Here is a 24,554-nt window from a genome sequence, read left to right as displayed (position 1 = left end):
AATGCGCTCCCTTACCCTCCATCTGAAAATGCTGATCGCCATCCTGGTGGTGCTGGGCCTGTCGGTAACGGCCTATCAGATTTTCGTGCTCGGCATCCCGGTCACCGAAGACGCCACCGACGACCTGTGGAACATCGACGCCAAGGTCGAATTCGTGCCCAACGCCAAGGATCCGGTCAAGATCCAGATGTTCGTGCCGCCCCTGAGCCGCGACTACGTGAGCCTCAACGAGAGCTTCATTTCCAATAATTACGGCGTGGCGGTGAACCGGGTCGACGGTAACCGCAAGGTGACGTGGTCGGCCCGTCGCGCCAAGGGTAACCAGACCCTTTATTACCGCCTGGTGCTGACCAAGCGCTACAGCGCCGAGAAAACCAAGGTCAAGGGCCCGACCTTCCGCGACAGCATCGCCGTCGAAGGCCCGGAGAAACTGGCCGCCGAAGCCCTGCTCGCGCCGATCCGTCAGCACTCGGCCGACGTCGAGACGTTCATCAGCGAAGCGATCAAACGGGTCAACAACCTCAACGACGACAACGTCAAGCTGTTGCTGGCTGGCGATCCTTCTTCGGCCAACAAGGCGCGCATCGTCGAATTGGTGCTGTCCATCGCCCATGTGCCGGTAGAGAAGGTCCACACCATTCGCCTGGTGGCCGACCAGCCGCAGACACCTGAGCTGTGGCTGCGCAGTTTCAACGGCACCGACTGGCTGTATTTCAACCCGGACTCCGGCGAACAGGGCCTGCCCACCGACCGTCTGCTGTGGTGGACCGGCGATGAAAACCTGATCACCGTCGATGGCGGCAAAAAAGCCACCGTCACCTTCAGCATGAACAACAGCGAAATGAACGCCATTCGCCTGGCCAAGCTGACGGACGAGAACACCGACGCCAACTTCCTCGAATACTCGCTCTATGGCCTGCCGCTGCAGACCCAACAGACGTTCATGATCATGGTGATGATCCCGATCGGCGTGCTGGTGATCCTGATACTGCGCAACCTGATCGGCTTGCAAACCCTCGGGACCTTCACCCCGGTGCTGATCGCTTTGGCCTTCCGTGAAACCCAGTTGGGCTTCGGCATCATTCTGTTCACAGTGATCACCACGCTGGGTCTATCGCTGCGTTCGTACCTGGAGCACCTCAAGCTGCAGATGCTGCCAAGGCTCTCGGTGGTGCTGACATTCGTGGTGGTGCTGATCGCCGCCATCAGCCTGTTCAGCCATAAGCTGGGCCTGGAACGCGGCCTGTCGGTGGCGCTGTTCCCGATGGTGATCCTGACCATGACCATCGAACGCCTGTCCATCACCTGGGAAGAACGCGGCGCCGGCCACGCGATGAAAGTCGCCATCGGCACCCTGTTCGCCGCGTCCCTGGCGCACCTGATCATGAGCGTGCCGGAGCTGGTGTACTTCGTGTTCACCTTCCCGGCGATCCTGCTGATCCTGGTGGGCTTCATGCTGGCCATGGGGCGTTATCGCGGCTACCGCCTGACCGAGCTGGTCCGGTTCAAGGCCTTCCTCAAGGCAGACTCCTGATGTTCGGCTTCTGGAAGACCTGGAAGGCCCTGGAAGCCCGGGGCATCATGGGCATCAACCGGCGTAATGCCGACTACGTGCTCAAGTACAACAAGCGCAGCCTGTATCCCATTGTCGATGACAAGATCATCACCAAGGAACGGGCCATCACCGCCGGCATTCATGTGCCGGAGCTGTACGGGGTGATCTCCACCGAGAAGGAAATCGACAAGCTCGACGAGATCATCGGCGGGCGCACCGACTTCGTGATCAAGCCGGCCCAGGGCGCCGGCGGCGACGGCATCATCGTCATCGCCGACCGCTTCGAAGGCCGCTATCGCACGGTGTCCGGCAAAATCATCAGCCATGAGGAGATCGAGCACCATGTCTCCAGCATCCTCACTGGCCTGTATTCCCTGGGTGGGCACCGTGACCGGGCGCTGATCGAGTACCGCGTGACGCCGGACCAGATCTTCAAGAGCATCAGCTACGAAGGCGTGCCGGACATCCGCATCATCGTGCTGATGGGCTATCCGGTGATGGCCATGCTGCGCTTGCCGACCCGCCAGTCCGGCGGCAAGGCCAACCTGCACCAGGGCGCCATCGGCGTGGGCGTCGACCTCGCCACGGGCCTGACCCTGCGCGGCACCTGGCTGAACAACATCATCACCAAACACCCCGACACCACCAACGCGGTGGATGGCGTGCAACTGCCCTACTGGGACGGTTTCATGAAACTGGCCGCCGGTTGCTATGAACTGTGCGGGCTGGGCTACATCGGCGTCGACATGGTGCTGGACCAGGAAAAAGGGCCGTTGATCCTGGAACTGAATGCCCGGCCGGGCCTGAACATCCAGATCGCCAACGACTGCGGCCTGACCCTGCGCACCCACGCGGTGGAAGCCCGCCTGGAAGAACTCCAGGCCCGGGGCGTTATCGAAACCGCAGAAGAACGCGTGGCGTTTGCCCAGGAGTTGTTTGGGCATATTCCGCCGGTTGAGGGTTGAGGGTCTAAACCTGCCTACCACAACACCTGTGGCGAGGGGATTTATCCCCGCTGGGTTGCGCAGCAACCCCAAACAGGCCTCATGCAGTCAGCCTGATACGCCGAGGTGGTAGGCTTTAGGGTTGCTTCGCAACCCAGCGGGGATAAATCCCCTCGCCACACAAGGTGTTCACAGCCAAATTACTTTAGATGGCCCCGTACTTACTCATCTCCGACACCCCTCTAGGAGCAAATCCCACAGGGGATTACAATCGCCCCCCCGCCTGAACGGCTGACCCGCCCCGCCCATGCCAACCTGCTCCGTACACCCGCTGCCCTACCGCACCAACCCCGCCGAGTATTTCGCGGCGATCCGTCATGCCCCGGGCAGCGTGCTGCTCGACAGCGGCCGGCCGAGTGCCAAGCGCGGGCGTTACGACCTGCTCAGCGCCTGGCCGCTGGCACAATTGGCGGTGTTGCCGGACGAGAGCGGCAGCGATTTCCTGCAACGCCTGCGCACTCAGCTGACACAACTGGGCGAAGCAGTAATGCCGGCCACGGTGCAATTGCCCTTCGCCGGCGGCCTGATCGGCTACTTGAGCTACGACTTCGGCCGACACCTCGAAACCTTGCCGTCCCACGCCAAGGACGACCTGCAACTGCCCGACGCGCGTTTTGGCGTGTACGACTGGGCTTTGGTCAGTGATCACCAGGCGGGCACCAGCCAACTGGTGTTCCACCCCCATTGTGCCGAAGGCGAACGCCAGCGCCTGATCGCGCTGTTCAGCCAGCCGACCACCGCGCCCGTTTCGCCGTTCAGCCTTGAAGGGCCGATGACGCCGGACCTAAGCGCGAAGGCCTATCAACAGGCGTTCGAACGTATCCAGGCGTACATACAGGCCGGTGACTGCTATCAGGTCAACTTTGCCCAACGCTTCCGCGCGCCTTGCCAGGGTGATGCCTGGGCCGCTTACCAGGCGTTGCGGGCGGCCTGCCCGACGCCATTTTCCGGCTTCCAGAGCCTGCCGGAGGGTGGCGCGGTGCTGAGCCTGTCCCCCGAGCGCTTCGTCAAAGTCAGCGAAGGCCAGGTGGAAACCCGACCGATCAAGGGCACCCGCCCCCGCGGCACAACGCCCGAAGAAGACGCGGCCCATGCCGCCGAGCTGCTGGCCAGCCCCAAGGACCGGGCGGAAAACCTGATGATCGTCGACCTGCTGCGCAACGACCTGGGCCGCACCTGCCGCATCGGCTCGGTGCGGGTGCCGGAGTTGTTCAGCCTGGAAAGCTACCCGAATGTGCATCACCTGGTCAGCAGCGTGACCGGCGAACTGGCCGACGACAAGGACGCCTTGGACCTGATCGCCGGCAGCTTCCCCGGCGGCTCGATCACCGGCGCGCCGAAAATCCGCGCCATGCAGATCATCGACGAACTCGAACCGACCCGGCGCGGGCTGTATTGCGGCTCGCTGCTGTACCTGGACGTGCGCGGGGAAATGGACAGCTCCATCGCCATCCGCAGTTTGCTGGTCAAGGATAGGCAGGTGTGCTGCTGGGGCGGCGGCGGGATTGTCGCGGACTCGGACTGGGAAGCCGAGTATCAGGAATCGATTACCAAGGTTCGGGTGTTGCTCGAGACCTTGCAGAACCTCTAAAACATCGCGGGCAAGCCTTGCTCCCACAGGTTACCTGTTCACAAAAAGGTGCCTGATAGAGCTCCTGTGGGAGCAAGGCTTGCCCGCGATGACAGTGTGTCAGTCGACATCAATGCCGGCTGGACCACCGCCTTCGCGAGCAAGCCCGCTCCCACAGGGGATTGGGTTTACAGACTGAGGCTGCGGTTCGAAGCCTTGAGGAATTCCTGCTTCAACTCGGCAAACGTGTGCACCGCCGGGAATTGCGGGAACTCGCGGATCACGTTCTCCGGCGCATGGAACAGAATCCCGGCGTCGGCCTCGCCCAGCATCGTCGTGTCGTTGTAGGAGTCCCCCGCCGCAATCACCCGGTAATACAGGCTCTTGAAAGCCAAAACCGACTGGCGCTTGGGATCTTTCTGACGCAACTGGTAGCCGGTCACCCGCCCGCTGTCATCGGTAATCAAGCGATGGCAGAGCAAAGTCGGAAAACCCAGCTGGCGCATCAACGGTTGGGAAAATTCGTAGAACGTGTCGGAAAGAATCACCACCTGGAAGCGCTCGCGCAGCCAGTCGACGAATTCGATGGCGCCGTCCAGCGGCTTGAGGGTGGCGATGACTTCCTGGATGTCGGAGAGCTTGAGGCCATGCTCGTCGAGAATGCGCAACCGTTGCTTCATCAGCACGTCGTAGTCGGGAATGTCCCGAGTGGTTGCCCTGAGGGAGTCAATCCCGGTTTTTTCAGCGAAGGCGATCCAGATCTCCGGGACCAGCACACCTTCCAGGTCGAGACAGGCAATTTCCACAAGACACTCCCATTTTTTCTGATGTTTATCGGTTGAGCGAATAAAGGCTTGCCGACTCTAGCCATTCGTCGAAGCCCGCGCAACGCACAGGAACGCGCCAGCCCCGACAGCTTTTGTTACCATCAGCCCCATATAGAGCGCCCAGCGCCACCGACCTGTAGGAAACCGCCCTGATGAGCCCATCGTTTGACGTCGTGGAACTCGCCACGACCTATGCCAACAAGTCCCCGCAGGACATCCTCAAGCTGGCCTTCGCCGAATTCGGCGACGAGCTGTGGATATCTTTCAGCGGCGCCGAAGACGTGGTGCTGGTGGACATGGCCTGGAAACTGAACAAAAACGTCAAGGTGTTCAGCCTCGACACCGGTCGCCTGCACCCGGAGACCTATCGCTTCATCGATCAAGTGCGCGAGCACTACAAGATCGACATCGAACTGGTGTCGCCGGACTACACGAAACTTGAACCTTTCGTGAAAGAAAAAGGCCTGTTCAGCTTCTACAAGGACGGTCACGGCGAGTGCTGCGGCATCCGCAAGATCGAGCCGCTGCGGCGCAAACTGACCGATGTCCGCGCCTGGGCCACCGGCCAGCGCCGCGACCAGAGCCCCGGCACCCGCAGCCAGGTGGCGGTGCTGGAAATCGACACGGCGTTCTCCACCCCCGAACGCACCCTGTACAAGTTCAACCCGCTGTCACAGATGACCAGTGAGGAAGTCTGGGGTTATATCCGCATGCTCGAGCTGCCTTACAACAGCCTGCATGAGCGCGGCTTCATCAGCATCGGCTGCGAGCCCTGCACCCGCCCGGTGCTGCCGAACCAGCACGAGCGCGAAGGCCGCTGGTGGTGGGAAGAAGCCACGCAGAAAGAATGCGGGCTGCACGCCGGGAACATCATCGCCAAATCCAAGACCGTCTAAGCGTCCGCCCTACCCTGTACACAAAAATGTCACCACAAGTGGCATTTTTGTGTGCACTTATCTTGTCGCTGCCCCGAAAGGTTACACCGACCTTCCCGCTTCGCCTGTCCTTCTACATCCCCTGGCGTTCGCCGAAAAATAAATACCTGTTTAAACGGTCAGTTTTAAATCGCCGTATTTCAGTTAGTTATTAATCCAACATAACAAAACGAAATTATTTCCGTAACGGATAGATCCGTAAGTGGCATAAATCTGGCTTGAGTCGACAAGTGTTTTGTATACAACATTTATAAAACATACACACACTTTAGATCCGCAAGCCTGAAGCGCCCTATCCCGTACAGGCTGCAGATGCCCCGTAACCAATGATGCTCGCCCGCCGCGACGAAGATTTGTCGAGCCCCGCGCTCATGCACAGTCATCGCTGCGCCGAGAATCAGGAGCCTGCCGGAATGCGTACAAGTCTCTCCAACAACATCGCGCTGGATCTGCCCTCCACCACCCCTGCCCTCGATGACAACAGCGCAGCGTCCCTGGCCTTGAGCCCGAGACTGCACAACAAGGATCTGGCGCCGACCAAGGCCGAAGGTCGCCGCTGGGGTCGCTACAGCATCTTTGCCCTGTGGACCAATGACGTGCACAACATCGCCAACTATTCCTTCGCCATTGGCCTCTATGCCCTGGGCTTGGGTGGCTGGCAGATCCTGCTGTCCTTAGGCATAGGCGCGGCACTGGTGTACGGCTTCATGAACCTGTCTGGCTACATGGGCCAGAAAACCGGGGTGCCGTTCCCGGTGATCAGCCGGATCAGCTTCGGGATCCACGGCGCGCAGATTCCGGCCTTGATCAGGGCGGTCATCGCCATTGCCTGGTTCGGGATCCAGACCTACCTGGCCTCGGTGGTGTTCCGCGTCTTGCTGGTGGCGATCCACCCGGGTTTCGCCGACTACGACCGCGACTCGATCCTCGGCCTGTCGAGCCTGGGCTGGGTGTGCTTCGTGGCGATCTGGTTCGTGCAACTGGTGATCCTGGCCTACGGCATGGAGATGGTGCGCCGTTATGAAGGCTTTGCCGGCCCGGTGATCCTGGTGACCGTTGCGGCCCTGGCCGGTTGGATGTACACCCAGGCCGGCGCCACCATTGCCTGGTCGATTCGCGAGCCGCTGACCGGTGGCGAAATGTGGCGCAATATCTTTGCCGGCGGCGCGCTGTGGCTGTCGATCTACGGCACCTTGATCCTCAATTTCTGCGACTTCGCCCGCTCCTCACCGTGCCGCCGGACCATCATCGTCGGCAATTTCTGGGGCCTGCCGGTGAACATCCTGATGTTTGCCGGGATCACCATCCTGCTCTGCGGTGCACAGTTCCAGATCAATGGGCAAATCATCGAAAGCCCGACCCAGGTCATTGCCTCGATCCCCAACACTTTCTTCCTCGTGCTCGGCTGCCTGGCCTTCCTGATCGTCACGGTGGCGGTGAACATCATGGCCAACTTCGTCGCCCCGGCGTTCGTGCTCAGTAATCTGGCGCCCAAGTACCTGACGTTCCGCCGCGCAGGGCTGATCAGCGCCGCCATTGCCGTGCTGATCCTGCCGTGGAACCTCTACAACAGCCCACTGGTGATCGTGTATTTCCTGTCCGGCCTCGGCGCCCTGCTCGGGCCGCTGTACGGGGTGATCATGGTCGACTATTGGCTGCTGCGAAAAGGCCGCATCAACGTGCCGCAACTGTACAGCGAGGACCCAAACGGTGCGTATTTCTACAACAACGGGGTCAACCTGCGTGCGGTGGCGGCGTTCATTCCGGCGGCGCTGATCGCGATCATCCTGGCCCTGGCGCCCGGTTTTGAGGCCGTTTCACCGTTTTCCTGGCTGATTGGCGCTTCGATTGCAGGGTTGCTGTACCTGATCATCGCCAAGCGCCAGCCGTATTACGAGGACGTCAGCGGCGAATCCATCGCTGTGGATAACGTCCATCATTGATTGCTCAAACGGCCCGCCAGGTTCGGGCCGCTTACTTTTATGTGTAAAGGAGGACAGCTCATGCGCATTCTCGTGGTCAACGTCAACACCACCGAATCCATCACTCAGGCCATCGCCCGACAAGCTCAGGCCGTCGCCGCGCCGGGCACCGAGATCGTCGGGCTCACGCCGCATTTCGGTGCCGATTCCATCGAGGGCAATTTTGAAAGCTACCTGGCGGCCATAGCGGTGATGGACCGGGTGATGTCCTACGACCAGCCGTTCGACGCGGTGATCCAGGCCGGCTACGGAGAACATGGCCGCGAAGGTCTGCAAGAACTGTTGAACGTGCCGGTGGTGGACATTACCGATGCCGGCGCCAGCACCGCGATGTTCCTTGGTCACGCTTATTCAGTGGTCACCACCCTGGACCGTACCGTGCCGCTGATCGAAGACCGGCTCAAGCTGTCCGGCCTGTTCGACCGCTGCGCCTCGGTACGGGCCAGTGGCCTGGCGGTGCTGGAACTGGAGCAAGACCCGCAACGGGCAATTGAAGCCATCGTGCAGCAGGCCGAGTTGGCGGTCAGCCAGGACAAGGCCGAAGTGATCTGCCTGGGCTGCGGCGGCATGGCCGGGCTCGATGAGCAGATCCGCCAGCGCACCGGGGTGCCGGTGGTGGATGGCGTGACGGCGGCGGTGACCATTGCCGAGTCGCTGGTGCGGCTGGGGTTGTCGACGTCGAAAGTGCGCACCTACGCCACGCCTCGGCCCAAGACCATCATTGGCTGGCCGGGGCGGTTTGGGCGGTGAGTTCACAGGTTTAGACCGAGGTGCCCTCAATCGCGAGCAAGCTCGCTCCCACAGTTGATGGGTGGTGATCAGCCGTTTTGTGAACACCACCAACCCTGTGGGAGCGAGCTTGCTCGCGATTGAGGCCACTCGGTCCAGAGCCCAACTCAAACCGCACTGAACCGCCGCGCCAGCCCCTGCTCGGCAAACTGCTCGATGATGAAATCCACGAACGCCCGGGTCTTGCCCGGCAGCAATTTGTGTTCGGCGTAGTAGATGGAGATGTTGCCATCGTCGACGTACCAGTCCGGCAGCACCCGTTGCAACGCGCCGGACTCCAGGTAGGGCACGGCCACCGGCATGCTCACCAGGCCGATGCCTAGCCCCTGGGCCGCGGCCGCGCAGTCGGCTTCCGAGTCGCTCATGGTCATGCGGGTCTTGAGCATGAGCGGGCTGTGTTGCTGGGTACGGCTGGTCAATTGCCAGGAACGCACCCGCCCGGTTTGTGGCGAACGAATCAGGATGCCCTGGTGCTGCGCCAGATCCTCCGGCGCCACCAACGCAGCATGGGTTTGCAGATAGTCCGTTGAGGCAACCAGCACCCGATGGGCCACCGCCAACTTGCGCGCCACCACGCCCTGGGGCAACTCGAAGCCGCCGCCGATGGCGGCATCGAAGCCCTGGTCGATCAGGTCCACCTGGCGGTTATCGAAGTGCCAGTCCGGGTTGATCGCCGGGTAGCGCCGCAAGAACTCCCCCAGTAACGGCACGACATACAATCGGCCGAACGCCGTGCCCATGCTCACCTTCAGGGTCCCCGCCGGTTGCCCGCCGACGCTGGCCAGGTTGGCGACGGCGTTCTGGATGGTGTTGAAGCTGCTGCCGACCTCCCTCAAGAACAACTGGCCGGCTTCGGTCAGCCTCAAGCTGCGGGTGCTGCGCTGGAACAGGCGTACCCCCATGCGCGCCTCCAGCTTGGCGACGCTTTTACCCACCGCCGCCGGGGTCACGCTCAAACGGCGCGCCGCCTCGGCAAAGCTGCCGACTTCGGCGCTGCGCACAAAGCATTCGATACTGTTAAAGGTCTCCATGGGCCTCACTCTAAACTTTTGGTTTAGACAGACTATAGCAATGGCGGTCTACACAGCCCATGACGTCTTCTTGATACTCGCTCCATCACCGCGGCACCTCGCCCCGGCACTTTTTGGAGAACATCATGAGTACCCAAGCACTGAACGGCAAAGTCGCCTTGATCCAGGGCGGTTCTCGCGGCATCGGCGCCGCCATCGTCAAACGCCTTGCCGCAGAAGGCACCGCCGTGGCCTTCACCTACGTCAGCTCTGGCGCAAAATCCGAAGAATTGCAGAACAGCATCATCGCCGCCGGCGGCAAGGCCCTGGCAATCAAGGCCGACAGCGCCGACGCCGAGGCCGTCCGTAACGCCGTCGCCGCCACCGTCGAGGCTTTTGGCCGGTTGGACATTCTGGTCAATAACGCCGGCGTGCTGGCCATGGGGCCGCTGGATGAATTCAAACTCGAAGATTTCGACCAGACCCTGGCCGTCAACGTGCGCAGCGTGTTCGTCGCCACCCAGGCGGCCGCGCGGCACATGACCGAAGGCGGACGCGTCATCAATATCGGCAGCACCAACGCCGACCGCATGCCCTTCGTCGGAGGTGCCACGTACGCCATGAGCAAATCCGCGCTGGTGGGCCTGACCAAAGGCCTGGCCCGTGACCTCGGCCCGCGCGGCATCACCGTCAACAATGTGCAGCCCGGCCCGGTGGACACCGACATGAACCCGGCCGACAGCGACTTCGCCTCCAGCCTGATGTCGCTGATGGCCATCGGGCGCTACGGCAACGTCGATGAAATCGCTAGTTTCGTGGCTTACCTGGCAGGACCGGAAGCCGGCTACATCACCGGTGCCAGCCTGACCATCGACGGTGGTTTTGGCGCCTGATCCGGGCTAACCATGTGGCGAGGGAGCTTGCTCCCGCTGGGCTGCGCAGCAGCCCTTTCCTATCAGGCCCACTCCAGTTCCGGCAAACCGCAAAGGCTTGGCTGAAACATCTTCAAGGAGCGAATGATCCCATCGGCATGGGCATATTTTTCGTCCGCCATGGCCGAGTCCGGAATGGCAATGGCGGTCATGCCGGCGGCTTTCGCGGCCGTCACACCGAACGGAGAGTCCTCGAACACCAGGCAGTCGCGCGGCTCGACACCCAGGCGCCGGGCGGCGGTGAGGAAGATATCCGGCGCCGGTTTTGCCGCACCGACCTCTGGGTCGTCCGCCGTCACGATGCAATCGAACAGCGCGAACCAGTCCCGGTGCAACGTGGTTTTCAGCGCGAACGTGGGGCTCGACGAACTGGTCCCCACGGCAATCGGAATGTTATGGGCCTTGAGATGCCGCACCAGTTCCTCGGCGCCGGGCATGCCCAGGGCGTGAGGAAAACGCTCGCGCATCAAGGGCTCGCGGATGACCAGGAATTCCTGGGGGGTGATCGGCAACTCCAGTGCCTGGACGACGTAATTGGCCAGGTCCGTGGCCCCGCGCCCGATGATGTTCTGCTTGACGCTCCAGTCGAACGTGCGCCCGTAGCGCTCGGCGATGATGGAGGTGACCTCGGTGTAGATCCCCTCGGTGTCCAGCAACAGCCCATCCATGTCGAAAATCACAGCCTTGATCGGGCCAAACTCTTTCAGCGGTGCATTCATCGCATCTGATCCGTTATCAACACAACATTCCAGGGATGGCTCAGGTGCGGCCAGGGCGGCGTGTTCGCCTTAAAGGATTCAGCAGGATAACGAAGGGGGCTTGGAACCGGCAATGGGAAATCGGTGAATGGGGTCCGTGGCGAGGGAGCTTGCTCCCGCTCGGCTGCGTAGCGGCCGTTGGATCTTGGGGTCGCTGCGCAACCCAGCGGGAGCAAGCTCTCTCGCCACAAAAGCGGATCGTGTCGGATGAAAGGTTACTGACCGGAGCCGCCCGACCCCGAGCCACTGCCGCCCGAACTGCCACCACTGTCGCTGGTACCGGTTCCGCCGTTGGTCCCACCGCCTGCGTCGGCGCCGCCCATCGTGCTGCCGCCACTCATCGAACCGCTGCCCGTGCCGGGGCTGGTGCTGCTGCCGCTGGCATCGCCACCATTGCCGCCCCCCACGGAGCCCGGAGGCAAGGCGTTACCGCTGGCACCGGACTTGGAGCCGGCTTCCATTTCCGAGGAAGGCGGCATCCCGCCCTTGTCCACAGGCGGCGTGCTGCTCGAAGACTGTGCGAAAGCGGCCAACGAACTGACGGAAAGAATCCCGGCGAGTGTCAGCGCTGTCATGTTGGACTTCATCATGGTGAGTCTCCTTTTCAAGGTACTTACCTGATGTCTGGCAGGCGTGGCGGGCCGATGGTGCCACTGGATCGACAGGCGGGCCTGCCGATCAGCTCGGCGTGCCGGAGGCGTCGTCACCGGCGATGTCCGGATCATCCGGGGTCGCTTCGACATCCTCGTCGTCGCTGGGCACCTGCTCGACGCCCGCTTCGTCATCGGGTGGGAGCTGGTCGCGGCTCAGCGGGTTGGTGGGCGATGGCAGCGGGTATTCCGGGGTTTCTTCGTCATTGGGAACGGGGGAATCGGCAGTCATACAATCTCCTGGCAGGTGCATGCACCTGTCCTGCAGCTTAAAGAACGCGGACGATCCGTTTGAGCGACTTCACTTGTAGGATTCGTCCTCAAGTTCAGCGTCTTCGTCGTCGAGCAAAGGCACCTGGGCGTCGTCCATCAGGGAACCGGGGTCTTCATTGCCTGGGTCGTTGAGGCCCGGATCATTGATGAAGGGAACGCCCGTTGGGCCTTTTTCTTCCTTGCCTTCGGTTTCCGGTGTCATGGCGCACCTCGCGATTGCTGATGGATGTATGAATTTGAGGTGGGGGGGTGGCAATCGTTCCTGAGGATTGGTGTGTATATCCGTTTTTTGGGTAACGGCTGCTTATGGTTCCGCCCTGACTGCGGGTCACTTTTGAGAAGCCGGAATGCCGGCCCAGGCAAAAGTAACCAAAACGCTTCTGCCCCACCACTTGGCACCTCGCCTAGGCTCGGTGTGCCCGAACGCAGGCATTGCTCCGTGGGCCCGCCGCGAAGGGCCATCCATGGCCCAGCGCGGCTATCCCGGCATCCATGCCGGGATGCCCACTCCACAATGCCTGCGTTCGGCCATCGTGGTTAACGGGGCGCCGAGATCAACGTCCACCGCGAGGCGGCCTGATAGCCGACCTGGTTCTTGCGGGGGGGTGTACACCCATCAGACTTGTTTGAGCTGGACCTGTGGGAGCAAAGCTTGCTCGCGAGGCGGCCTGACAGCCGACCTGGCTCTCCGGTTATACCCCCGATCCGATTGTGGGAGCGGGCTTGCTCGCGAAGACGGCGGCACATCCAATACTGATGCAAGCTGACCCACCGCCATCGCGAGCAAGCTCGGCTCCCACAGGGATCGTCGGTGGACACTGATCTTATAAACGATCAAAAAACTGTGTGGGAGCGAGCTTGCTCGCGATGGCGGTGGTGCTGTTGCACAGCGGCTGGAGCTGTCTGCTGCTCTTGCTTTGGGCTCTTGAGCTCGACGCTCCGTCAATAAAAAAAGCAAAAAAACGGCGCTTCCCATTTCTGAAAGAAGCGCCGTTTTTTCTAAGTGAACAGCATTACGGCACAAGGCCGAGTCCATTCATCCAAGCATCCGCTTAACGATGATTTCTCTTGTGCTTATGCTTGTGCTTCTTACCACCGGAGTGACCGTCGTTGTCATTGGACAGGTTGCTGCCCAACGCGCCGCCCGCTGCGCCGCCGACGCCAGCACCGATGGTGGAGCCGGTGGAGCCGCCCAGACGGTTACCGACGATCGAGCCACCGGCCGAACCCAGGCCACCGCCGATGGCGGCTTCGGTGCGGCTGCCCTTGCGCGCGCCCACGGCGCTGCCGGCTGCGCCGCCGACGCCCGCGCCGATCGCGGCGCCTGTGCTGCCGCCCATTTGCTGGCCGACCACGTTGCCCAACACACCGCCCAGACCGCCGCCGACGGCAGCGGTACCGTCGCCGGCAGCCATCGCGCCCTGGGCAACCACCAGCCCCAGTACCAAGGTGGACAAAGTCAAACGCATGATAGAAACCTCAAGAATGCCGCATCGGGGGAAAATGGCCAGTGCGCGCGGGCGCGAGTGTACGCCAAACAGCGTCAGCCATGACGGTTGGACAACGAAACGGCGGATTATTTTATGACAGGCAAAAAAAAGCCCGCTGGGGAAACGGGCAGGTACTGCTTTCTAACGGATGAGCTGAGAGTACGTACCTGCTTGTGAAAGAAACGTGAAAGAAATCGCCAGTTGAGAAAAGATGAAAAATATTTATCTAGAAACCGAAATATTCCCCGTGGCGAGGGAGCTTGCTCCCGCTTGACCGGGCTGGCGCACCAACGCCAAGCGCCCATAAAAAAGGGCTGCCATGCAGCCCGGTGGGAGCAAGCTCCCCTACCACAATTCCTGTCACTTCTTGACCGGAACCCTGGGTAAAAACTTGGCCTTCTCCCCTCGCTGCACTTTGGCCACCTTCGTCCTGATGGACTTGATCGGCTCGTCGCCAAAGTCTGCATGGTAGGTCGACTGGCCACATTGCAACCCTTCATTGATCGGATACGCGGCTCCATGCTCCTCGCTGTACGGTGTTCCCATTGCCTTTCCCCTTTCATTGAGGTCCATACCGGCAACAAACGGTTGCCTGACAATATCGACCTTCACGACAATGAGACTAGTCGGTCATCAACAGACCGTTGATTCCACAACACCCTTCGCCGACGAATGGAACTCACTGTTTCAAAAAGGAAACACTCATTCAGTGCCCAGCATCGTCCGGTTCAAAACCCGGGAAACCTGATCGGCTGAATAGGGTTTGGACAAGAACTCAAAGCCCTCATGCCCCCTGTGGGCCAGCTCTTCGCTGTAGCCGGAAGTGAGCACCACCGGTAGATCCGGGCGACGCTGGTGCAGTTCCCGGGCCAGGGCGATACCGCTGATGCCTGGCATCACCACGTCAGAAAATACCGCGTCGAAGGCCATCGCCTCCGGCCCGACCATTTCCAGCGCTTCTTCGGCGTTGGTCGCCCAGGCCGTTTCGTAGCCCAGGTCCTGGAGGATCTGGTTGGCAAAACGCCCCACCTCCAGGTTGTCTTCCACGATCAACACCCGACGCTTGCCCTTTTTCAGCACCAGGTGCGTGACCTCTTCCCTGACCGGCTCGTGGTTGTTCTCGGGCGCCACTTCCGGAAGGTACAACGTGAACACCGTTCCCTCGCCCACCACGGTCGAAACATCGACGTTGCCGCCGGACTGCTTGGCAAAGCCGAACACCTGGGACAAGCCCAGCCCCGTGCCCTTGCCCACTTCCTTGGTGGTGAAGAAGGGTTCGAAGATGTGCTCAAGCACTTGCGGGTCAATACCGGTACCGGTGTCAGCCAAGGCTATGGCGGCAAAGGATTGCCCGGCCCCGGCATGACCACGGATCGGCGGCATGCCACCGCCGCAACTGACCCGAAGCCACAGCGTGCCCTGGCCATTCATCGCATCCCGGGCGTTGAGGGCCATGTTGATCAGCGCTGTCTCGAACTGGCTCAGATCCGCGCGGATGTAACAGGGTCGATCGCACAACTCGACGTTGACCTGGATCCGTGCCCCGGTAACGGTTTGCAGCATGTCCCCCAGGCTCTGCACTTGTTTGCCCACATCGATAACCTCGGGCTTCAACGGCTGGCGCCGGGCAAACGCGAGCAACTGGCTGGTCAACTTGGAGGCGCGATCCACGGTTTCGGACACCGCCGTCATGTAGCGTTGCCGGCGCTCTTCGGACAAGTTGGGCATGCGCAGGAAGTCCACCGAAGAACGGATAATCGTCAGCAGGTTATTGAAGTCATGAGCCACGCCACCGGTGAGCTGGCCGATGGCTTCGAGTTTTTGCGACTGGCGCAGTGCCGCTTCGGTCTGTTTCAAGCGCGTAGTGCGTTCCTCGACCCGCTCTTCCAGCGTCGCATTCAATTCGGCCAGGGCCGCCAGGCCTTCGCGCACGGCAACATCGGCACGGGCGCGCTCGATGTGAGCCCAGGACCGCTCCGTGACTTCCATCAGCAGCGCCAGGTCGTTGGATGACCAGACCCGCGGTGTTTTATCGTGGATCGCCATCAGCGCGGTCAATCGCCCGCCCTTGATCAACGGCACGCAGATGGTGGCCGCGATGCCAATGGCCTGGAACGTCGCCGCTTCCTCCGGCGCCAGCTCCTTGAGGTTATCGTTGATCACCAGCGGTTTGCCGGCTCGCAGATTGGTGACGGCCAGACGACCGAAATCAGCCAGCCGATAATGCCCGAGAATAAGGGGCGAACCGGCCCTGGCCCAATCGCCGCGAATGGTGAAACCGTCCTCGTCCTCATCCATGTCCGCGTAGGCACAATTGGACAGGTTCAGGTGCGCCGCCAAGATCCGCGTAGTAGTCGCCATGATGGTCTGCGGGTCGGTGGCGTTCGCCACGGCATTGCCGATGGCATCCAGCACGGCCAGGCGCTGGGTCATGAACACCGTCGAAGTGGTCTCGGTGACCGTATCCAACATGCCCACCACCGTGCCGAACTGGTCGCGGATGGGGCTGTAGCAGAACGTGAAATAAGCCTGCTCAGGACCGCCACCGCGCTCGATGACCAGGGGAAAGTTTTCTATATAAGTGGCTTGCCCGTCGAAGGCGCCCTGCACGATCGGCCCGATATCGCTCCAGGCTTCTTGCCACACCTCATCGAACCGCCGCCCCAGCGCCTCGGGCTTATTGCCGAGGATCGGCAGGAACGCATCGTTGTACAAGGTGATCAGGTCCGGGCCCCATATGATGGCCTGGGGAAAATGCGAGGCCAGGCTCAGCGCCACGGTGGTCTTCAACATATCGGGCCACTGCGCAGGCGGCCCGAGCGGCGTGTCCTCCCACGGATGACGGCGAAGCCGTTCGGCCATTTCTCCATAGCTCTGGAGCCAATCTGTCATCGCGTTCGATCCTTCTGAGACGCCAATACCAACGAGGGGAAAAGCTTGTGACCCCAAGCAGGGCCGTATTATCCCGTGCCGGGGTGGGAATGCGCGATTGGATTGTGGGATGCGTCGGGGGACAAATGGGGGGTTAAGGGCGGAAATGGGAGGTTGGGCTACAGAAATATCCTACATATCGTTGGCAATGGGCCTGATGTAGGTGAGGGATCTTCAAAGTTGTAAGACGTACAGCTCGGATGCTTACCACTATGGCAACGTCCTACATATGATTGGGAATCCCCTTCCCTATCAATCCCTTGCGTATTTTTTGCCGTGACGTCTATAGTCTTGCGGTCGCCCAGATGGCGGCCGGGTTTGGCGACCCGCAGTGGGATGCAAAGCGCTTGCGTTGTTGCAGGCGTTCTTGCATCTGTAGAGTTGTCGTTATGGCAGCTGTACGCGGGAGACCTTCGGGTCTGCCGGCTTCCACTCCGGTTCGCCAACCTGCGTACAGTTGCCACCTTCGTTTGGCGACGATTAGGTGGTGAAACTTTTCCAGTGGAGCTTACTTATGAATCAATACATGGGCCTTACCAGCAACGCCGACGACCAACCCCTCTACGTCGATACCGCCGCCCCGCTACACATCCTGCTCGACTCAGCCGCCTACCGAATCCGTGCCGCCACCCAGTTCCTGGAAAACTTGGCAATGCGCGATGAACTGACCATCGACCCCGCGACTTTGCAAGATTTGGCACAACTTTGCTGCATCCCGCTGCGTGACGGGTGCGACGTGATGGATGTGATTGCACGACGATTGGATGCGGCACCGGCAGGTTCCACTCTATAAGCCTGCCAACCGACAACCCGTGGCGAGGGAGCTTGCTCCCGCTGGGCTGCGCAGCGGCCCCTTTTGTGAGCGCTGCGCACTCAAACGGGAGCAAGCTCCCTCGCCACTGACTCATCGTTTTCTTAAGCACACAGAATTACGACCGCACCACGACATTTTTGAAACAAGCCATTGATCTATACAGCACACCACGGAGATGCTTTACCCATAGCCCGTGGAGACAGAAAAACAGCCCCATGCTATGGTTTGGCCGTGAGTAGAGGACTTTCCAATGACCCAAACAGCTACTGCTAGCGTCGCGACTCAGGTCCGAAAGCTTGCTAAAGCCCACAATGTCACTGCTGAACTTGACGGTATGAGTCGCATGGCTGCGACCATCACTCGTCTGGCTGGGGATGTCGTCGAGCTGGATGGCATCGAACAGTTGCTTGTCAATCTCAAGAGAAAAGGTGTTCTGAGTAAGTCGCAGATCCTGACGCTGCAAGGCGAGTACCTTCAGGAGAAAAGACGCGCCAAGAAACGTAGCGCATGAGTTTTGATCCGTTCGGTGATTTCGGAACCGCCGGGTATCTTCAAAACTCATTGCGACTTAAAGATCCTATAGAAGTAAAAGAATCTGAGCATCTTTCCTTCGAGGCAAGTATCGAAGATGCTCTTGCTTGTCTGGCGAAAAGGAGACCCATTACCTTCCAGACAGTGCTCGAAGTTCACAAAATTTTATTTTCGGGCTTTTATCCTTGGGCAGGGAAAGATCGAAACGAGCTCGTACCTCACCTAGCCGTCTTCAAAGGTTCCCATAACGATCCCCGCAGTACGGCTTTCGAGCGCCCGGAACTCATTAAGAGGTCTGTCGACTATGCACTTAAACTGGCAGCCGATAAGAAACACTTCAAAGAGCATCCTGGCGAGGTGATGGGTCAACTGGCTTTCGCGCCCCCCTTTCTTGACGGCAATGGACGTACGATTCTATTAGTCTTCATGGAGCTCTGCTATCGAGCCAAATTTGCTATCGATTGGTCAAAAACGAACAAAGACGATTACCTACGAGCACTCAGCGATGAGATCCGCGAGCCTGGCCAAGGGCATCTCGACAACTACCTGAAACCATTCAGAGTAGCCATATCCAGCCGCGACGAGTGGCCGGAAACCATCAGTGGCATCCGAGGCCTAGATGGCCTGGACAAAGAAGACATCACGTACGAGAGCCTGGACAACCCAGAAGTCCAGCAAATTTATAAGACACACAGGGTAAAGCCCCTCGACCCTTAACCTTCTACGTGCCGGAAGTACAAAATGCTTGAGGTAAAACCTTCCACAACATTGCAAGCGGACAGCTTCTGGATGGCAATCTGGCAAAGTGGAGCCTTGAGTATCCAAGAAGCCGAAAGGCGGGCGCAAGGCTCGCAAGGTTTAAAAGAGGCTTACTCATCGGTCCCTTTCTACGCCAGAAAAGCGGCTCGAGATCCACAATTTTGGAGCAAGTTTTACGCGAGCCGCGTGAATTCGTAGAGCACTCAAGCGGGAGCAAGCTCCCTCGCCACGAGTGCATCGTCTACCTGAACTACTCAACAACCCCGTTATAAACAACCATCGCACTCCCCTCCTTCTTGACCACGAGCTTATTCCCCTGCGCCATGGCCTCGACCAATTCAGAACATCCCTGCACCTCACGCTTCCCATCAACGCGCTCGGCCTGGGTGTCGAAACTGAATACATAGGTCGAAGCAGGGCACGCATTTCCCCCCTCTCCGGTGGAAACAACCAGCACATACTTGCTCGGGCCAAACGTATAAGCCTTTTCAATCGTCACATAACCGGTGTACTCGGCCTGCTCAACAATGGATTCCATGACGTTCATCACGCCCGCCCGCGACTGATAATTCAGCGCGGTCCCCATCGCCTCGGTCTGGGTCGTGAAAGGCCCTGCACGCTCGGTGTTGACGGGCAACGGTTGATAGGCAACACCCGGGGGCGCGGGAGGCGCGGCTTGAATCGTGGCGGCGGGTTTTGCAACAGGGCTTCGCTGGAGTTGAGGACTATCGCATAGGCCGTTTTTGCAGATGAAATCCCCTTGGCAATCGATGTCTTCCGAACACTGGTTCGTTTCTTCAAAGGTGCTTTGATCGGCCTTGGCGTAGCCAACAACGGCCAATGTCAGAAGAGCGCAGGCAAACAAATGCTTCATCGGTGAAGTCCTTTTCTTGGATGGTGGCTGGATGATAACTGCAAACCTTCCGGGTTTGTCTCTGGTCGCCGCCAATTTCCAGTCTCGGGTGGTTCTACGTTGGTTTGAATACTAGCCTTGCAAACGTCCCCACAAGGAAGTCGAGGCCACCATGGCTGACCGCGAACAACTCCATCGAGATGGCTACACCTTGCTCCGTCAAGCGATCCCGACCGAGTGGCTGGCTGACCTTCGTGCCGTGTTCGATTCAGGTGTGCGACCGTCGGATCAATGGCCAGTGCCTCGCGGCATGGACTGGCGCTATTCGATGCTGGACGATGATTCGAAGATTCAGGCGGTATGTCGTCTCCCCCAGCTACTGGCGGTGGCAGGTGAGTTGATCGGCGACCGGTTCTTTCTCTCCCAAGTCGAAGGTCGCGAACCCCTTGCCGGTAGCGGCCAGCAACAACTGCACCGTGACTTGTCAGCTCAACGGCCAGGCGACATCGCCATCGCCCTGGCTTTCTTCGACGATTACGGCCCCGAAAACGGTGCGACACGGATCGTCCCCGGCAGCCATCGCTCCGAGCTGGGCGCCCCACCCTTCGACTTCAATGACGAGTCCCGCGCTGTACAGCTGTCAGGCGGCGCCGGCGACATCCTGGTGTTCGATGTCGATCTGGTGCACGCGGGCAGCCTGAACGTGATCGGCGCACGCCGTCGCTCCATCCTGATCAGCTATTTCTCGGAGTCGCTCTACCCGTCACACCTGGAGACCGTGGCGCTGCGCAATATTCGTATGGACACCAGCGACCGCTTCGCCCCCTCGGAGTTTGCTTTCGGAGGCTAGGTTTTTAGTCGATAAAAGTTATGCGCAGCGGTTCGAATTTGAGCTTTAATGCCCGAGCTTGTCGACAACCCCATTCGTCTAATCAAGGAAGAAACGACATTGAAAACAGCTTTCGGCGCCCTGTTGTTGGCTTGCCTGACGACCACTGCATTTGCTGACGAAAACCCCATCGGTTTCCAATCCTCCACCCTGCCGGATCCGCACAATGGCCGCGCACTGGAGATGGTCGTTTGGTACCCCAGCGCAACCACCGAAACCCCGCAACTGATCGCCGATAACGCGGTGTTTGTCGGCGCCGCTGCCGTGCGCAATGCGCCCCCCACTGCCGGTGAACATCCATTGGTGGTGCTCTCCCACGGCTACAGGGGCAACTGGAGCAACCAGATCTGGCTGGCCAGCTCCTTGGCCCAGAAGGGTTACATCGTCGCCGCCCTCAACCACCCCGGCAGCACCACCCATGACCGCAGCCCGCAAGCAGCGGCGCAGTTATGGCAGCGTCCCGTTGACCTGCGTCGAGCCATCGATGCGGTCACGACTCAACCGGAAAAATTTGGCCAAGTCGCCAATGATCGAATTGCAGCCGTGGGCCATTCACTCGGCGGCTGGACCGCCCTGGAAATCGCCGGCGCTCGCTTCGACCCAGAACGCTTCGCCCAAGACTGCAAAGCCCATTCGCAGTTAGCCAGTTGCACCGTTTACCAGCAGATGAACCCCGCCAGCACCGCTGAAGCAAAAGCCGAGCTGGCCGCCGACTGGCGCGACAAACGCGTGACTGCGGTGGTGACATTGGACCTGGGCCTTTCCCGGGGCCTGACGGATGAAAGCTTGGCCGCGCTGCCTGTCCCCGCTCTGGTGATCGCTGCCGGTGTACCGTCGCAAGAACTTCCGGCTGAGTTGGAGTCTGCCAACCTGGCCAAGCGACTGCCCCCGGCGTCAAGCCGTTACGTTGAGATCAAGGACGCGAGCCATTTCAGCTTCATGTCGATGTGTAAGCCCGGTGCGGAGGAAATGCTTGAAGAGGACGTGCCGGGGGATGGGATCATTTGCCGGGATGGCGATGGCGGGCGTGCTCGGAGGGTGATTCAGCAGCAGGTTGCATCATTGATCGCAGAGTTTCTTGCGCAATCACCTGGAGCGATTGATAAGGAGGCTAGATGACGATCAAACGCCCAGTATTACCAGGATATTCAATGAGTCGAGGCGACTAATGCAGCGTGTCATGATTATCGGCCAGCCCGGGTCAGGAAAAAGCACGCTGGCTCGGGAAATGGGCAAACAGACCGGACTGCCGGTTATCCATATCGACACTATCCATTGGCAACCTGGGTGGATCGAGCGAAACGCAGACGAGAAGACTCGACTGTGTTACGAGGTCGAAGCTCGCGATCAATGGATTTTTGAAGGTGGTCATTCTGCTACCTGGGACAACCGTATTGCCCGAGCCGATCTTTTGGTATGGATTGATCGCTCATCGGTGCTTCGGTTCTGGCGTGTATTTCTCAGGACGTTGACCCAGCGAGGCCGCCCGCGCCCCGACCTTCCAGAGAATTGCCCAGAGCAGCTTGGAAACCTCCCGGAGTTTTTCAGATTCATGTGGACGACTCGTAAATCGGCGCGTACGAAGATGAAGCAGCTTGTAGCAACGGCCCCACCGACATGTCGCGTTATCTGTCTGCGGTCCAACCGCCAGGCCAAACTGTTTCTGTCGAGTGTCGGGAAGACGCCTCGCGTAGAGCCGCCGCGAAAAGCCCCCTTTCCCCAAGGCACGCGGGAGCCTCGACGTGGCTGATGGCGTGGATTTCGCAGCCTGGGCTCGCGTCTGGGCAGAGCTTGGCGTTGTATGCGCGCCACCAGAGACGTACGAAGAACTCGTTCGACACTACTGCGAGCCGCACCGTGCCTACCACAACCTCCAGCATCTGAAGGAGTGCCTTCAAGTGCGCCGATTCGTCAACGCTACCTGCCAGGCCCCCGCCGAAGTCGACCTCGCGCTATGGTTCCATGATGCGATCTACGACCCCCTTCGCAGCGACAACGAGCTGCGCAGTGCGCAATGGTTGGATGACGTGGCACGCGACAGTGGGCTGGGCGATGAAACGCGACGCAGGCTTTACGATCTGATCATGGTGACGCGACACGACGGCGCCCCAGCGTCGACAGACCAAGCGGTGCTGGTGGACACGGATCTGGCAATCCTTGGGGCATCGTTCGAGCGGTTCGAGGAATACGACCAACAAATTCGCCGCGAGTATCAGTTTGTGCCTTTACCTGTGTACCGCCAAAAGCGGCGCCAGGTCCTTGAAGGCTTCCTGGCACGCGGACGCATTTATACGACCGCACCGTACTTCGACGCATTCGAGCAGCAGGCACGCGCAAACCTTGCACGCGCCATCGACCGCCTCGACTGAGGACTGGATTCAAGCGGAAAAGGGATAACTTACTCCCCTGACTGCACTCGCTTCATCGCTTCGAGAAGCTGGCCCTCAAAGTACTCGCTCCCATCTCGTTCCTGCTCTTTTATGCGGCGCTTTGCTTCGATAAGCATCTGCGTGACAGCGATGTTCTGATTCAAAAAAGTAGCAACCATCAGGTCGTTCAAATTTTCTAAAGGGGTGTCCCAGACCTCCCTGCAACGCTGCATCAGACCTGTAGGTGAATCCCCACACCACGGACCTAAAAGATTTGAGACTGTAAGATTCGAACTCATTAACCGACCTCTAAAAGAAATCGAAGGTCTGCGGCGAATGGCGAGACCCAGCCAAAGCGCAAGCCCGATCCAAGTCTGCTTCCAACCCAAGAACGAAAAACTCTCAATTTTTGAGAGCTAGCCTCTAAGTGCCTGCATTATTTCGCGGACCACCGGCTTCGTGTATTTCTCACTGGGATCAGTCCCGGGTGGGTCGTTACTGCGGAACCACTCACCTTGATCGAACGCTTGGTAAAGCGAGAAGGCGGGCTGAGGCATTTCGTTAGTCATGCCCACTTCAACCACCGCATTTATGATTCCGTTCATGACACCGTCGCAAAAATCGTAGATCAAAGATCCCTCTAAATAGCCTTCCGCAACCGCAACGGACAGCTCGTTCAGCACATCTTGCGGCGTAACATCAAACTTCTCACAAGTGACGGCAAGATCACTCAGCGTTAAACCGTCTGCTTCAGCTTTCATCGAAAGCTTCTCAAGTTCATTCTTCGGTAATACCTTGATCATGAGCTTCTTCCAGTTAGATGCAAAGGTAGCGCTTGCATCACTCATAAGGCTTTCCAGGCAACAGAGTGGCCAATTTCCACTTTGGGTCGATTGCAGCCCTTCAGGACAGGCAAGAATCTCCCAAAAGGAGCCGGTATACATCCATGAAGCCGGAACTCATTCACCGGCAAGACTTCAAATCAACCGATCCACAACCCTCGCATTCCACTGCTCCCGGTATCTTTCCCGCCACCCCGGACTCCCCTTATCCAACCACTCCAACGTCGCCTCAATACTCTCAGGGCTAATGATGAAGTGATTGATATGCTCCTCAATTCGCTCTTCCGATAGATGCAGCGAGTCCAAATAACCATTGAAAGAATCCGCCAGCACCACATACTCATCACCCTGCTGACGGCGCCCGGTCCAGGCAGGTAAGCCCGCCACCATCGCCGCCACGTCCTGGCGCCCTTCCCGCAAATCCAGCAGCAAGATACTCGCACCGCCATCGCGCCCAATCGGCAACAATCCCGTCTCGGGGAAGCCGGGCTGCGCCCGCAGTTGCTCCAGTTCAAAGGGGTTGGATTCATACGCTTTGTCCGGGTCCAGCCCGTACAGTGAAAAGCTAAGCAATTCCTCATCGCCATTGGCGAGCGTAGCCAGCACATCGTATTCCAAGTAGGCGCCGTTGCAGGTCTTGAGAAACTCGCGATAGTCGTCCGGCAGTCGGGCACCAAGACTGGCTTCCAGTTGCGCAATGGCACCGTCGATGGCGCCTTCCCGGGTGTCTTCGAGGATGAGTCCACGGTAGTCAGTCATTGTTGTCTCGAAAAGGTATTGGGGTCCTAGAG

At 59.6% G+C, this 24,554-nt stretch carries 27 protein-coding genes; 14 read left to right on the top strand and 13 right to left on the bottom strand.

Features of this window, described 5'->3' with window-relative positions; genetic code table 11:
* Nucleotide 1: 1 nt before the first annotated feature.
* The 3 genes from rloB to pabB all read left to right on the top strand — a co-directional run bounded on the left by rloB (nucleotide 2) and on the right by pabB (nucleotide 4,150).
* The gene (gene rloB, locus AB4N80_RS14530) at nucleotides 2-1,534 is read left to right on the top strand and encodes an osmotic stress tolerance membrane protein RloB (RefSeq protein WP_060741350.1); all 1,533 of its coding nucleotides are present in this window, start codon (nucleotides 2-4) and stop codon (nucleotides 1,532-1,534) included.
* On the top strand, nucleotides 1,534-2,520 hold the full coding sequence (locus AB4N80_RS14525; protein ID WP_122568711.1) for an alpha-L-glutamate ligase-like protein: 987 nt from the start codon (nucleotides 1,534-1,536) through the stop codon (nucleotides 2,518-2,520). The genes rloB and AB4N80_RS14525 overlap by 1 nt, the downstream gene beginning before the upstream one ends.
* Before the next feature lie 286 nt (nucleotides 2,521-2,806).
* On the top strand, nucleotides 2,807-4,150 hold the full coding sequence (gene pabB, locus AB4N80_RS14520; protein ID WP_354339708.1) for an aminodeoxychorismate synthase component I: 1,344 nt from the start codon (nucleotides 2,807-2,809) through the stop codon (nucleotides 4,148-4,150).
* Nucleotides 4,151-4,317: 167 nt separating this feature from the next.
* Here the strand turns inward: pabB and thrH are convergent, their stop codons facing one another.
* On the bottom strand, nucleotides 4,318-4,935 hold the full coding sequence (gene thrH / locus AB4N80_RS14515) for a bifunctional phosphoserine phosphatase/homoserine phosphotransferase ThrH (RefSeq protein ID WP_046065797.1): 618 nt from the start codon (nucleotides 4,933-4,935) through the stop codon (nucleotides 4,318-4,320).
* A 173-nt stretch (nucleotides 4,936-5,108) separates the two neighbouring features.
* Here thrH and AB4N80_RS14510 point away from each other — a divergent pair, with 173 nt between their 5' ends.
* From AB4N80_RS14510 to AB4N80_RS14500, 3 genes are all read left to right on the top strand, one after another.
* Nucleotides 5,109-5,852 carry a phosphoadenylyl-sulfate reductase gene (locus AB4N80_RS14510; protein ID WP_013693959.1) on the top strand — a complete coding sequence of 248 codons (744 nt, stop codon included), beginning with the start codon at nucleotides 5,109-5,111 and terminating at the stop codon, nucleotides 5,850-5,852.
* Between the two features lie 452 nt (nucleotides 5,853-6,304).
* Nucleotides 6,305-7,834 (top strand): NCS1 family nucleobase:cation symporter-1, encoded by a 1,530-nt coding sequence (locus tag AB4N80_RS14505; RefSeq protein ID WP_460082655.1) that lies wholly within the window; start codon nucleotides 6,305-6,307, stop codon nucleotides 7,832-7,834.
* A 60-nt stretch (nucleotides 7,835-7,894) separates the two neighbouring features.
* Nucleotides 7,895-8,623 (top strand): aspartate/glutamate racemase family protein, encoded by a 729-nt coding sequence (locus tag AB4N80_RS14500; RefSeq protein WP_122568714.1) that lies wholly within the window; start codon nucleotides 7,895-7,897, stop codon nucleotides 8,621-8,623.
* Nucleotides 8,624-8,769: 146 nt separating this feature from the next.
* Here AB4N80_RS14500 and AB4N80_RS14495 read toward each other — a convergent pair whose 3' ends face one another.
* Nucleotides 8,770-9,693, bottom strand: a complete 924-nt coding sequence (locus AB4N80_RS14495; RefSeq protein ID WP_460082652.1) for a LysR family transcriptional regulator — start codon at nucleotides 9,691-9,693, stop codon at nucleotides 8,770-8,772.
* A 125-nt stretch (nucleotides 9,694-9,818) separates the two neighbouring features.
* Between AB4N80_RS14495 and AB4N80_RS14490 the strand changes: the two genes are divergently transcribed.
* A complete protein-coding gene (locus AB4N80_RS14490) occupies nucleotides 9,819-10,565 on the top strand; it encodes a 3-oxoacyl-ACP reductase family protein (RefSeq protein WP_305482369.1) in 747 nt (248 codons plus the stop codon).
* 62 nt (nucleotides 10,566-10,627) lie between these two features.
* On the opposite strand, the gene AB4N80_RS14485 is transcribed toward AB4N80_RS14490, so the two are convergent.
* The 7 genes from AB4N80_RS14485 to AB4N80_RS14455 all read right to left on the bottom strand — a co-directional run bounded on the left by AB4N80_RS14485 (nucleotide 10,628) and on the right by AB4N80_RS14455 (nucleotide 16,667).
* A complete protein-coding gene (locus AB4N80_RS14485; protein WP_060741342.1) occupies nucleotides 10,628-11,323 on the bottom strand; it encodes an HAD-IA family hydrolase in 696 nt (231 codons plus the stop codon).
* 254 nt (nucleotides 11,324-11,577) lie between these two features.
* Nucleotides 11,578-11,952 carry a hypothetical protein gene (locus tag AB4N80_RS14480; RefSeq protein WP_122568717.1) on the bottom strand — a complete coding sequence of 125 codons (375 nt, stop codon included), beginning with the start codon at nucleotides 11,950-11,952 and terminating at the stop codon, nucleotides 11,578-11,580.
* Between the two features lie 88 nt (nucleotides 11,953-12,040).
* On the bottom strand, nucleotides 12,041-12,244 hold the full coding sequence (locus AB4N80_RS14475) for a hypothetical protein (protein ID WP_060741340.1): 204 nt from the start codon (nucleotides 12,242-12,244) through the stop codon (nucleotides 12,041-12,043).
* A 69-nt stretch (nucleotides 12,245-12,313) separates the two neighbouring features.
* Entirely contained in the window at nucleotides 12,314-12,487 is a 174-nt protein-coding gene (locus AB4N80_RS14470; protein ID WP_163006860.1) for a hypothetical protein, read from the bottom strand.
* A gap of 850 nt (nucleotides 12,488-13,337) precedes the next feature.
* Nucleotides 13,338-13,754 carry a glycine zipper domain-containing protein gene (locus AB4N80_RS14465; protein ID WP_072406201.1) on the bottom strand — a complete coding sequence of 139 codons (417 nt, stop codon included), beginning with the start codon at nucleotides 13,752-13,754 and terminating at the stop codon, nucleotides 13,338-13,340.
* Nucleotides 13,755-14,135: 381 nt separating this feature from the next.
* The gene (locus AB4N80_RS14460) at nucleotides 14,136-14,387 is read right to left on the bottom strand and encodes a hypothetical protein (protein ID WP_240998530.1); all 252 of its coding nucleotides are present in this window, start codon (nucleotides 14,385-14,387) and stop codon (nucleotides 14,136-14,138) included.
* A gap of 90 nt (nucleotides 14,388-14,477) precedes the next feature.
* The gene (locus AB4N80_RS14455; protein ID WP_460082645.1) at nucleotides 14,478-16,667 is read right to left on the bottom strand and encodes a GAF domain-containing hybrid sensor histidine kinase/response regulator; all 2,190 of its coding nucleotides are present in this window, start codon (nucleotides 16,665-16,667) and stop codon (nucleotides 14,478-14,480) included.
* 553 nt (nucleotides 16,668-17,220) lie between these two features.
* Between AB4N80_RS14455 and AB4N80_RS14450 the strand changes: the two genes are divergently transcribed.
* From AB4N80_RS14450 to AB4N80_RS14440, 3 genes are all read left to right on the top strand, one after another.
* The gene (locus AB4N80_RS14450; protein WP_212801254.1) at nucleotides 17,221-17,499 is read left to right on the top strand and encodes a short-chain dehydrogenase; all 279 of its coding nucleotides are present in this window, start codon (nucleotides 17,221-17,223) and stop codon (nucleotides 17,497-17,499) included.
* Between the two features lie 271 nt (nucleotides 17,500-17,770).
* Nucleotides 17,771-18,031: a hypothetical protein gene (locus AB4N80_RS14445; protein ID WP_122568683.1), complete on the top strand. Its 261-nt coding sequence runs from the start codon at nucleotides 17,771-17,773 to the stop codon at nucleotides 18,029-18,031.
* Nucleotides 18,028-18,768, top strand: coding sequence for a Fic family protein (locus AB4N80_RS14440; RefSeq protein WP_460082640.1), 741 nt, complete (start codon nucleotides 18,028-18,030; stop codon nucleotides 18,766-18,768). Before AB4N80_RS14445 ends, AB4N80_RS14440 begins: the two co-directional genes overlap by 4 nt.
* Before the next feature lie 292 nt (nucleotides 18,769-19,060).
* Here AB4N80_RS14440 and AB4N80_RS14435 read toward each other — a convergent pair whose 3' ends face one another.
* On the bottom strand, nucleotides 19,061-19,684 hold the full coding sequence (locus AB4N80_RS14435; RefSeq protein ID WP_122568681.1) for a hypothetical protein: 624 nt from the start codon (nucleotides 19,682-19,684) through the stop codon (nucleotides 19,061-19,063).
* A gap of 151 nt (nucleotides 19,685-19,835) precedes the next feature.
* On the opposite strand from AB4N80_RS14435, the gene AB4N80_RS14430 reads away from it, so the two are divergent.
* The 4 genes from AB4N80_RS14430 (at nucleotide 19,836) to AB4N80_RS14415 (ending at nucleotide 22,921) form a co-directional block, all read left to right on the top strand.
* Complete coding sequence (locus tag AB4N80_RS14430; RefSeq protein ID WP_460082635.1) at nucleotides 19,836-20,513, top strand: phytanoyl-CoA dioxygenase family protein; 678 nt, start codon at nucleotides 19,836-19,838, stop codon at nucleotides 20,511-20,513.
* A 99-nt stretch (nucleotides 20,514-20,612) separates the two neighbouring features.
* Nucleotides 20,613-21,671 carry an alpha/beta hydrolase family protein gene (locus tag AB4N80_RS14425; protein ID WP_460082632.1) on the top strand — a complete coding sequence of 353 codons (1,059 nt, stop codon included), beginning with the start codon at nucleotides 20,613-20,615 and terminating at the stop codon, nucleotides 21,669-21,671.
* A gap of 49 nt (nucleotides 21,672-21,720) precedes the next feature.
* Complete coding sequence (locus tag AB4N80_RS14420) at nucleotides 21,721-22,302, top strand: P-loop NTPase family protein (RefSeq protein ID WP_122568678.1); 582 nt, start codon at nucleotides 21,721-21,723, stop codon at nucleotides 22,300-22,302.
* On the top strand, nucleotides 22,295-22,921 hold the full coding sequence (locus tag AB4N80_RS14415) for an HD domain-containing protein (RefSeq protein WP_305490865.1): 627 nt from the start codon (nucleotides 22,295-22,297) through the stop codon (nucleotides 22,919-22,921). Before AB4N80_RS14420 ends, AB4N80_RS14415 begins: the two co-directional genes overlap by 8 nt.
* Before the next feature lie 29 nt (nucleotides 22,922-22,950).
* Here AB4N80_RS14415 and AB4N80_RS14410 read toward each other — a convergent pair whose 3' ends face one another.
* From AB4N80_RS14410 to AB4N80_RS14400, 3 genes are all read right to left on the bottom strand, one after another.
* Nucleotides 22,951-23,220 carry a hypothetical protein gene (locus tag AB4N80_RS14410; RefSeq protein ID WP_163006858.1) on the bottom strand — a complete coding sequence of 90 codons (270 nt, stop codon included), beginning with the start codon at nucleotides 23,218-23,220 and terminating at the stop codon, nucleotides 22,951-22,953.
* Between the two features lie 117 nt (nucleotides 23,221-23,337).
* Entirely contained in the window at nucleotides 23,338-23,769 is a 432-nt protein-coding gene (locus AB4N80_RS14405; protein ID WP_122568676.1) for a hypothetical protein, read from the bottom strand.
* 129 nt (nucleotides 23,770-23,898) lie between these two features.
* A complete protein-coding gene (locus AB4N80_RS14400; RefSeq protein ID WP_460082627.1) occupies nucleotides 23,899-24,522 on the bottom strand; it encodes an SMI1/KNR4 family protein in 624 nt (207 codons plus the stop codon).
* Nucleotides 24,523-24,554 lie beyond the last annotated feature (32 nt).

This window comes from Pseudomonas sp. H3_A02, from assembly GCF_054671965.1.
The sequence above is the reverse complement of the archived record's forward strand: the minus strand, read 5'-3'. Positions and strand labels throughout refer to the sequence as shown.

Coding starts and splice junctions, on each gene's coding strand:
- rloB (WP_060741350.1), top strand. CDS start 2: ATGCGCTCCCTTACCCTCCATCTGAAAATGCTGATCGCCATCCTGGTG.
- AB4N80_RS14525 (WP_122568711.1), top strand. CDS start 1,534: ATGTTCGGCTTCTGGAAGACCTGGAAGGCCCTGGAAGCCCGGGGCATC.
- pabB (WP_354339708.1), top strand. CDS start 2,807: ATGCCAACCTGCTCCGTACACCCGCTGCCCTACCGCACCAACCCCGCC.
- AB4N80_RS14510 (WP_013693959.1), top strand. CDS start 5,109: ATGAGCCCATCGTTTGACGTCGTGGAACTCGCCACGACCTATGCCAAC.
- AB4N80_RS14505 (WP_460082655.1), top strand. CDS start 6,305: ATGCGTACAAGTCTCTCCAACAACATCGCGCTGGATCTGCCCTCCACC.
- AB4N80_RS14500 (WP_122568714.1), top strand. CDS start 7,895: ATGCGCATTCTCGTGGTCAACGTCAACACCACCGAATCCATCACTCAG.
- AB4N80_RS14495 (WP_460082652.1), bottom strand. CDS start 9,693: ATGGAGACCTTTAACAGTATCGAATGCTTTGTGCGCAGCGCCGAAGTC.
- AB4N80_RS14490 (WP_305482369.1), top strand. CDS start 9,819: ATGAGTACCCAAGCACTGAACGGCAAAGTCGCCTTGATCCAGGGCGGT.
- AB4N80_RS14485 (WP_060741342.1), bottom strand. CDS start 11,323: ATGAATGCACCGCTGAAAGAGTTTGGCCCGATCAAGGCTGTGATTTTC.
- AB4N80_RS14480 (WP_122568717.1), bottom strand. CDS start 11,952: ATGATGAAGTCCAACATGACAGCGCTGACACTCGCCGGGATTCTTTCC.
- AB4N80_RS14475 (WP_060741340.1), bottom strand. CDS start 12,244: ATGACTGCCGATTCCCCCGTTCCCAATGACGAAGAAACCCCGGAATAC.
- AB4N80_RS14470 (WP_163006860.1), bottom strand. CDS start 12,487: ATGACACCGGAAACCGAAGGCAAGGAAGAAAAAGGCCCAACGGGCGTT.
- AB4N80_RS14465 (WP_072406201.1), bottom strand. CDS start 13,754: ATGCGTTTGACTTTGTCCACCTTGGTACTGGGGCTGGTGGTTGCCCAG.
- AB4N80_RS14455 (WP_460082645.1), bottom strand. CDS start 16,667: ATGACAGATTGGCTCCAGAGCTATGGAGAAATGGCCGAACGGCTTCGC.
- AB4N80_RS14450 (WP_212801254.1), top strand. CDS start 17,221: ATGAATCAATACATGGGCCTTACCAGCAACGCCGACGACCAACCCCTC.
- AB4N80_RS14445 (WP_122568683.1), top strand. CDS start 17,771: ATGACCCAAACAGCTACTGCTAGCGTCGCGACTCAGGTCCGAAAGCTT.
- AB4N80_RS14440 (WP_460082640.1), top strand. CDS start 18,028: ATGAGTTTTGATCCGTTCGGTGATTTCGGAACCGCCGGGTATCTTCAA.
- AB4N80_RS14435 (WP_122568681.1), bottom strand. CDS start 19,684: ATGAAGCATTTGTTTGCCTGCGCTCTTCTGACATTGGCCGTTGTTGGC.
- AB4N80_RS14430 (WP_460082635.1), top strand. CDS start 19,836: ATGGCTGACCGCGAACAACTCCATCGAGATGGCTACACCTTGCTCCGT.
- AB4N80_RS14420 (WP_122568678.1), top strand. CDS start 21,721: ATGCAGCGTGTCATGATTATCGGCCAGCCCGGGTCAGGAAAAAGCACG.
- AB4N80_RS14410 (WP_163006858.1), bottom strand. CDS start 23,220: ATGAGTTCGAATCTTACAGTCTCAAATCTTTTAGGTCCGTGGTGTGGG.
- AB4N80_RS14405 (WP_122568676.1), bottom strand. CDS start 23,769: ATGAGTGATGCAAGCGCTACCTTTGCATCTAACTGGAAGAAGCTCATG.
- AB4N80_RS14400 (WP_460082627.1), bottom strand. CDS start 24,522: ATGACTGACTACCGTGGACTCATCCTCGAAGACACCCGGGAAGGCGCC.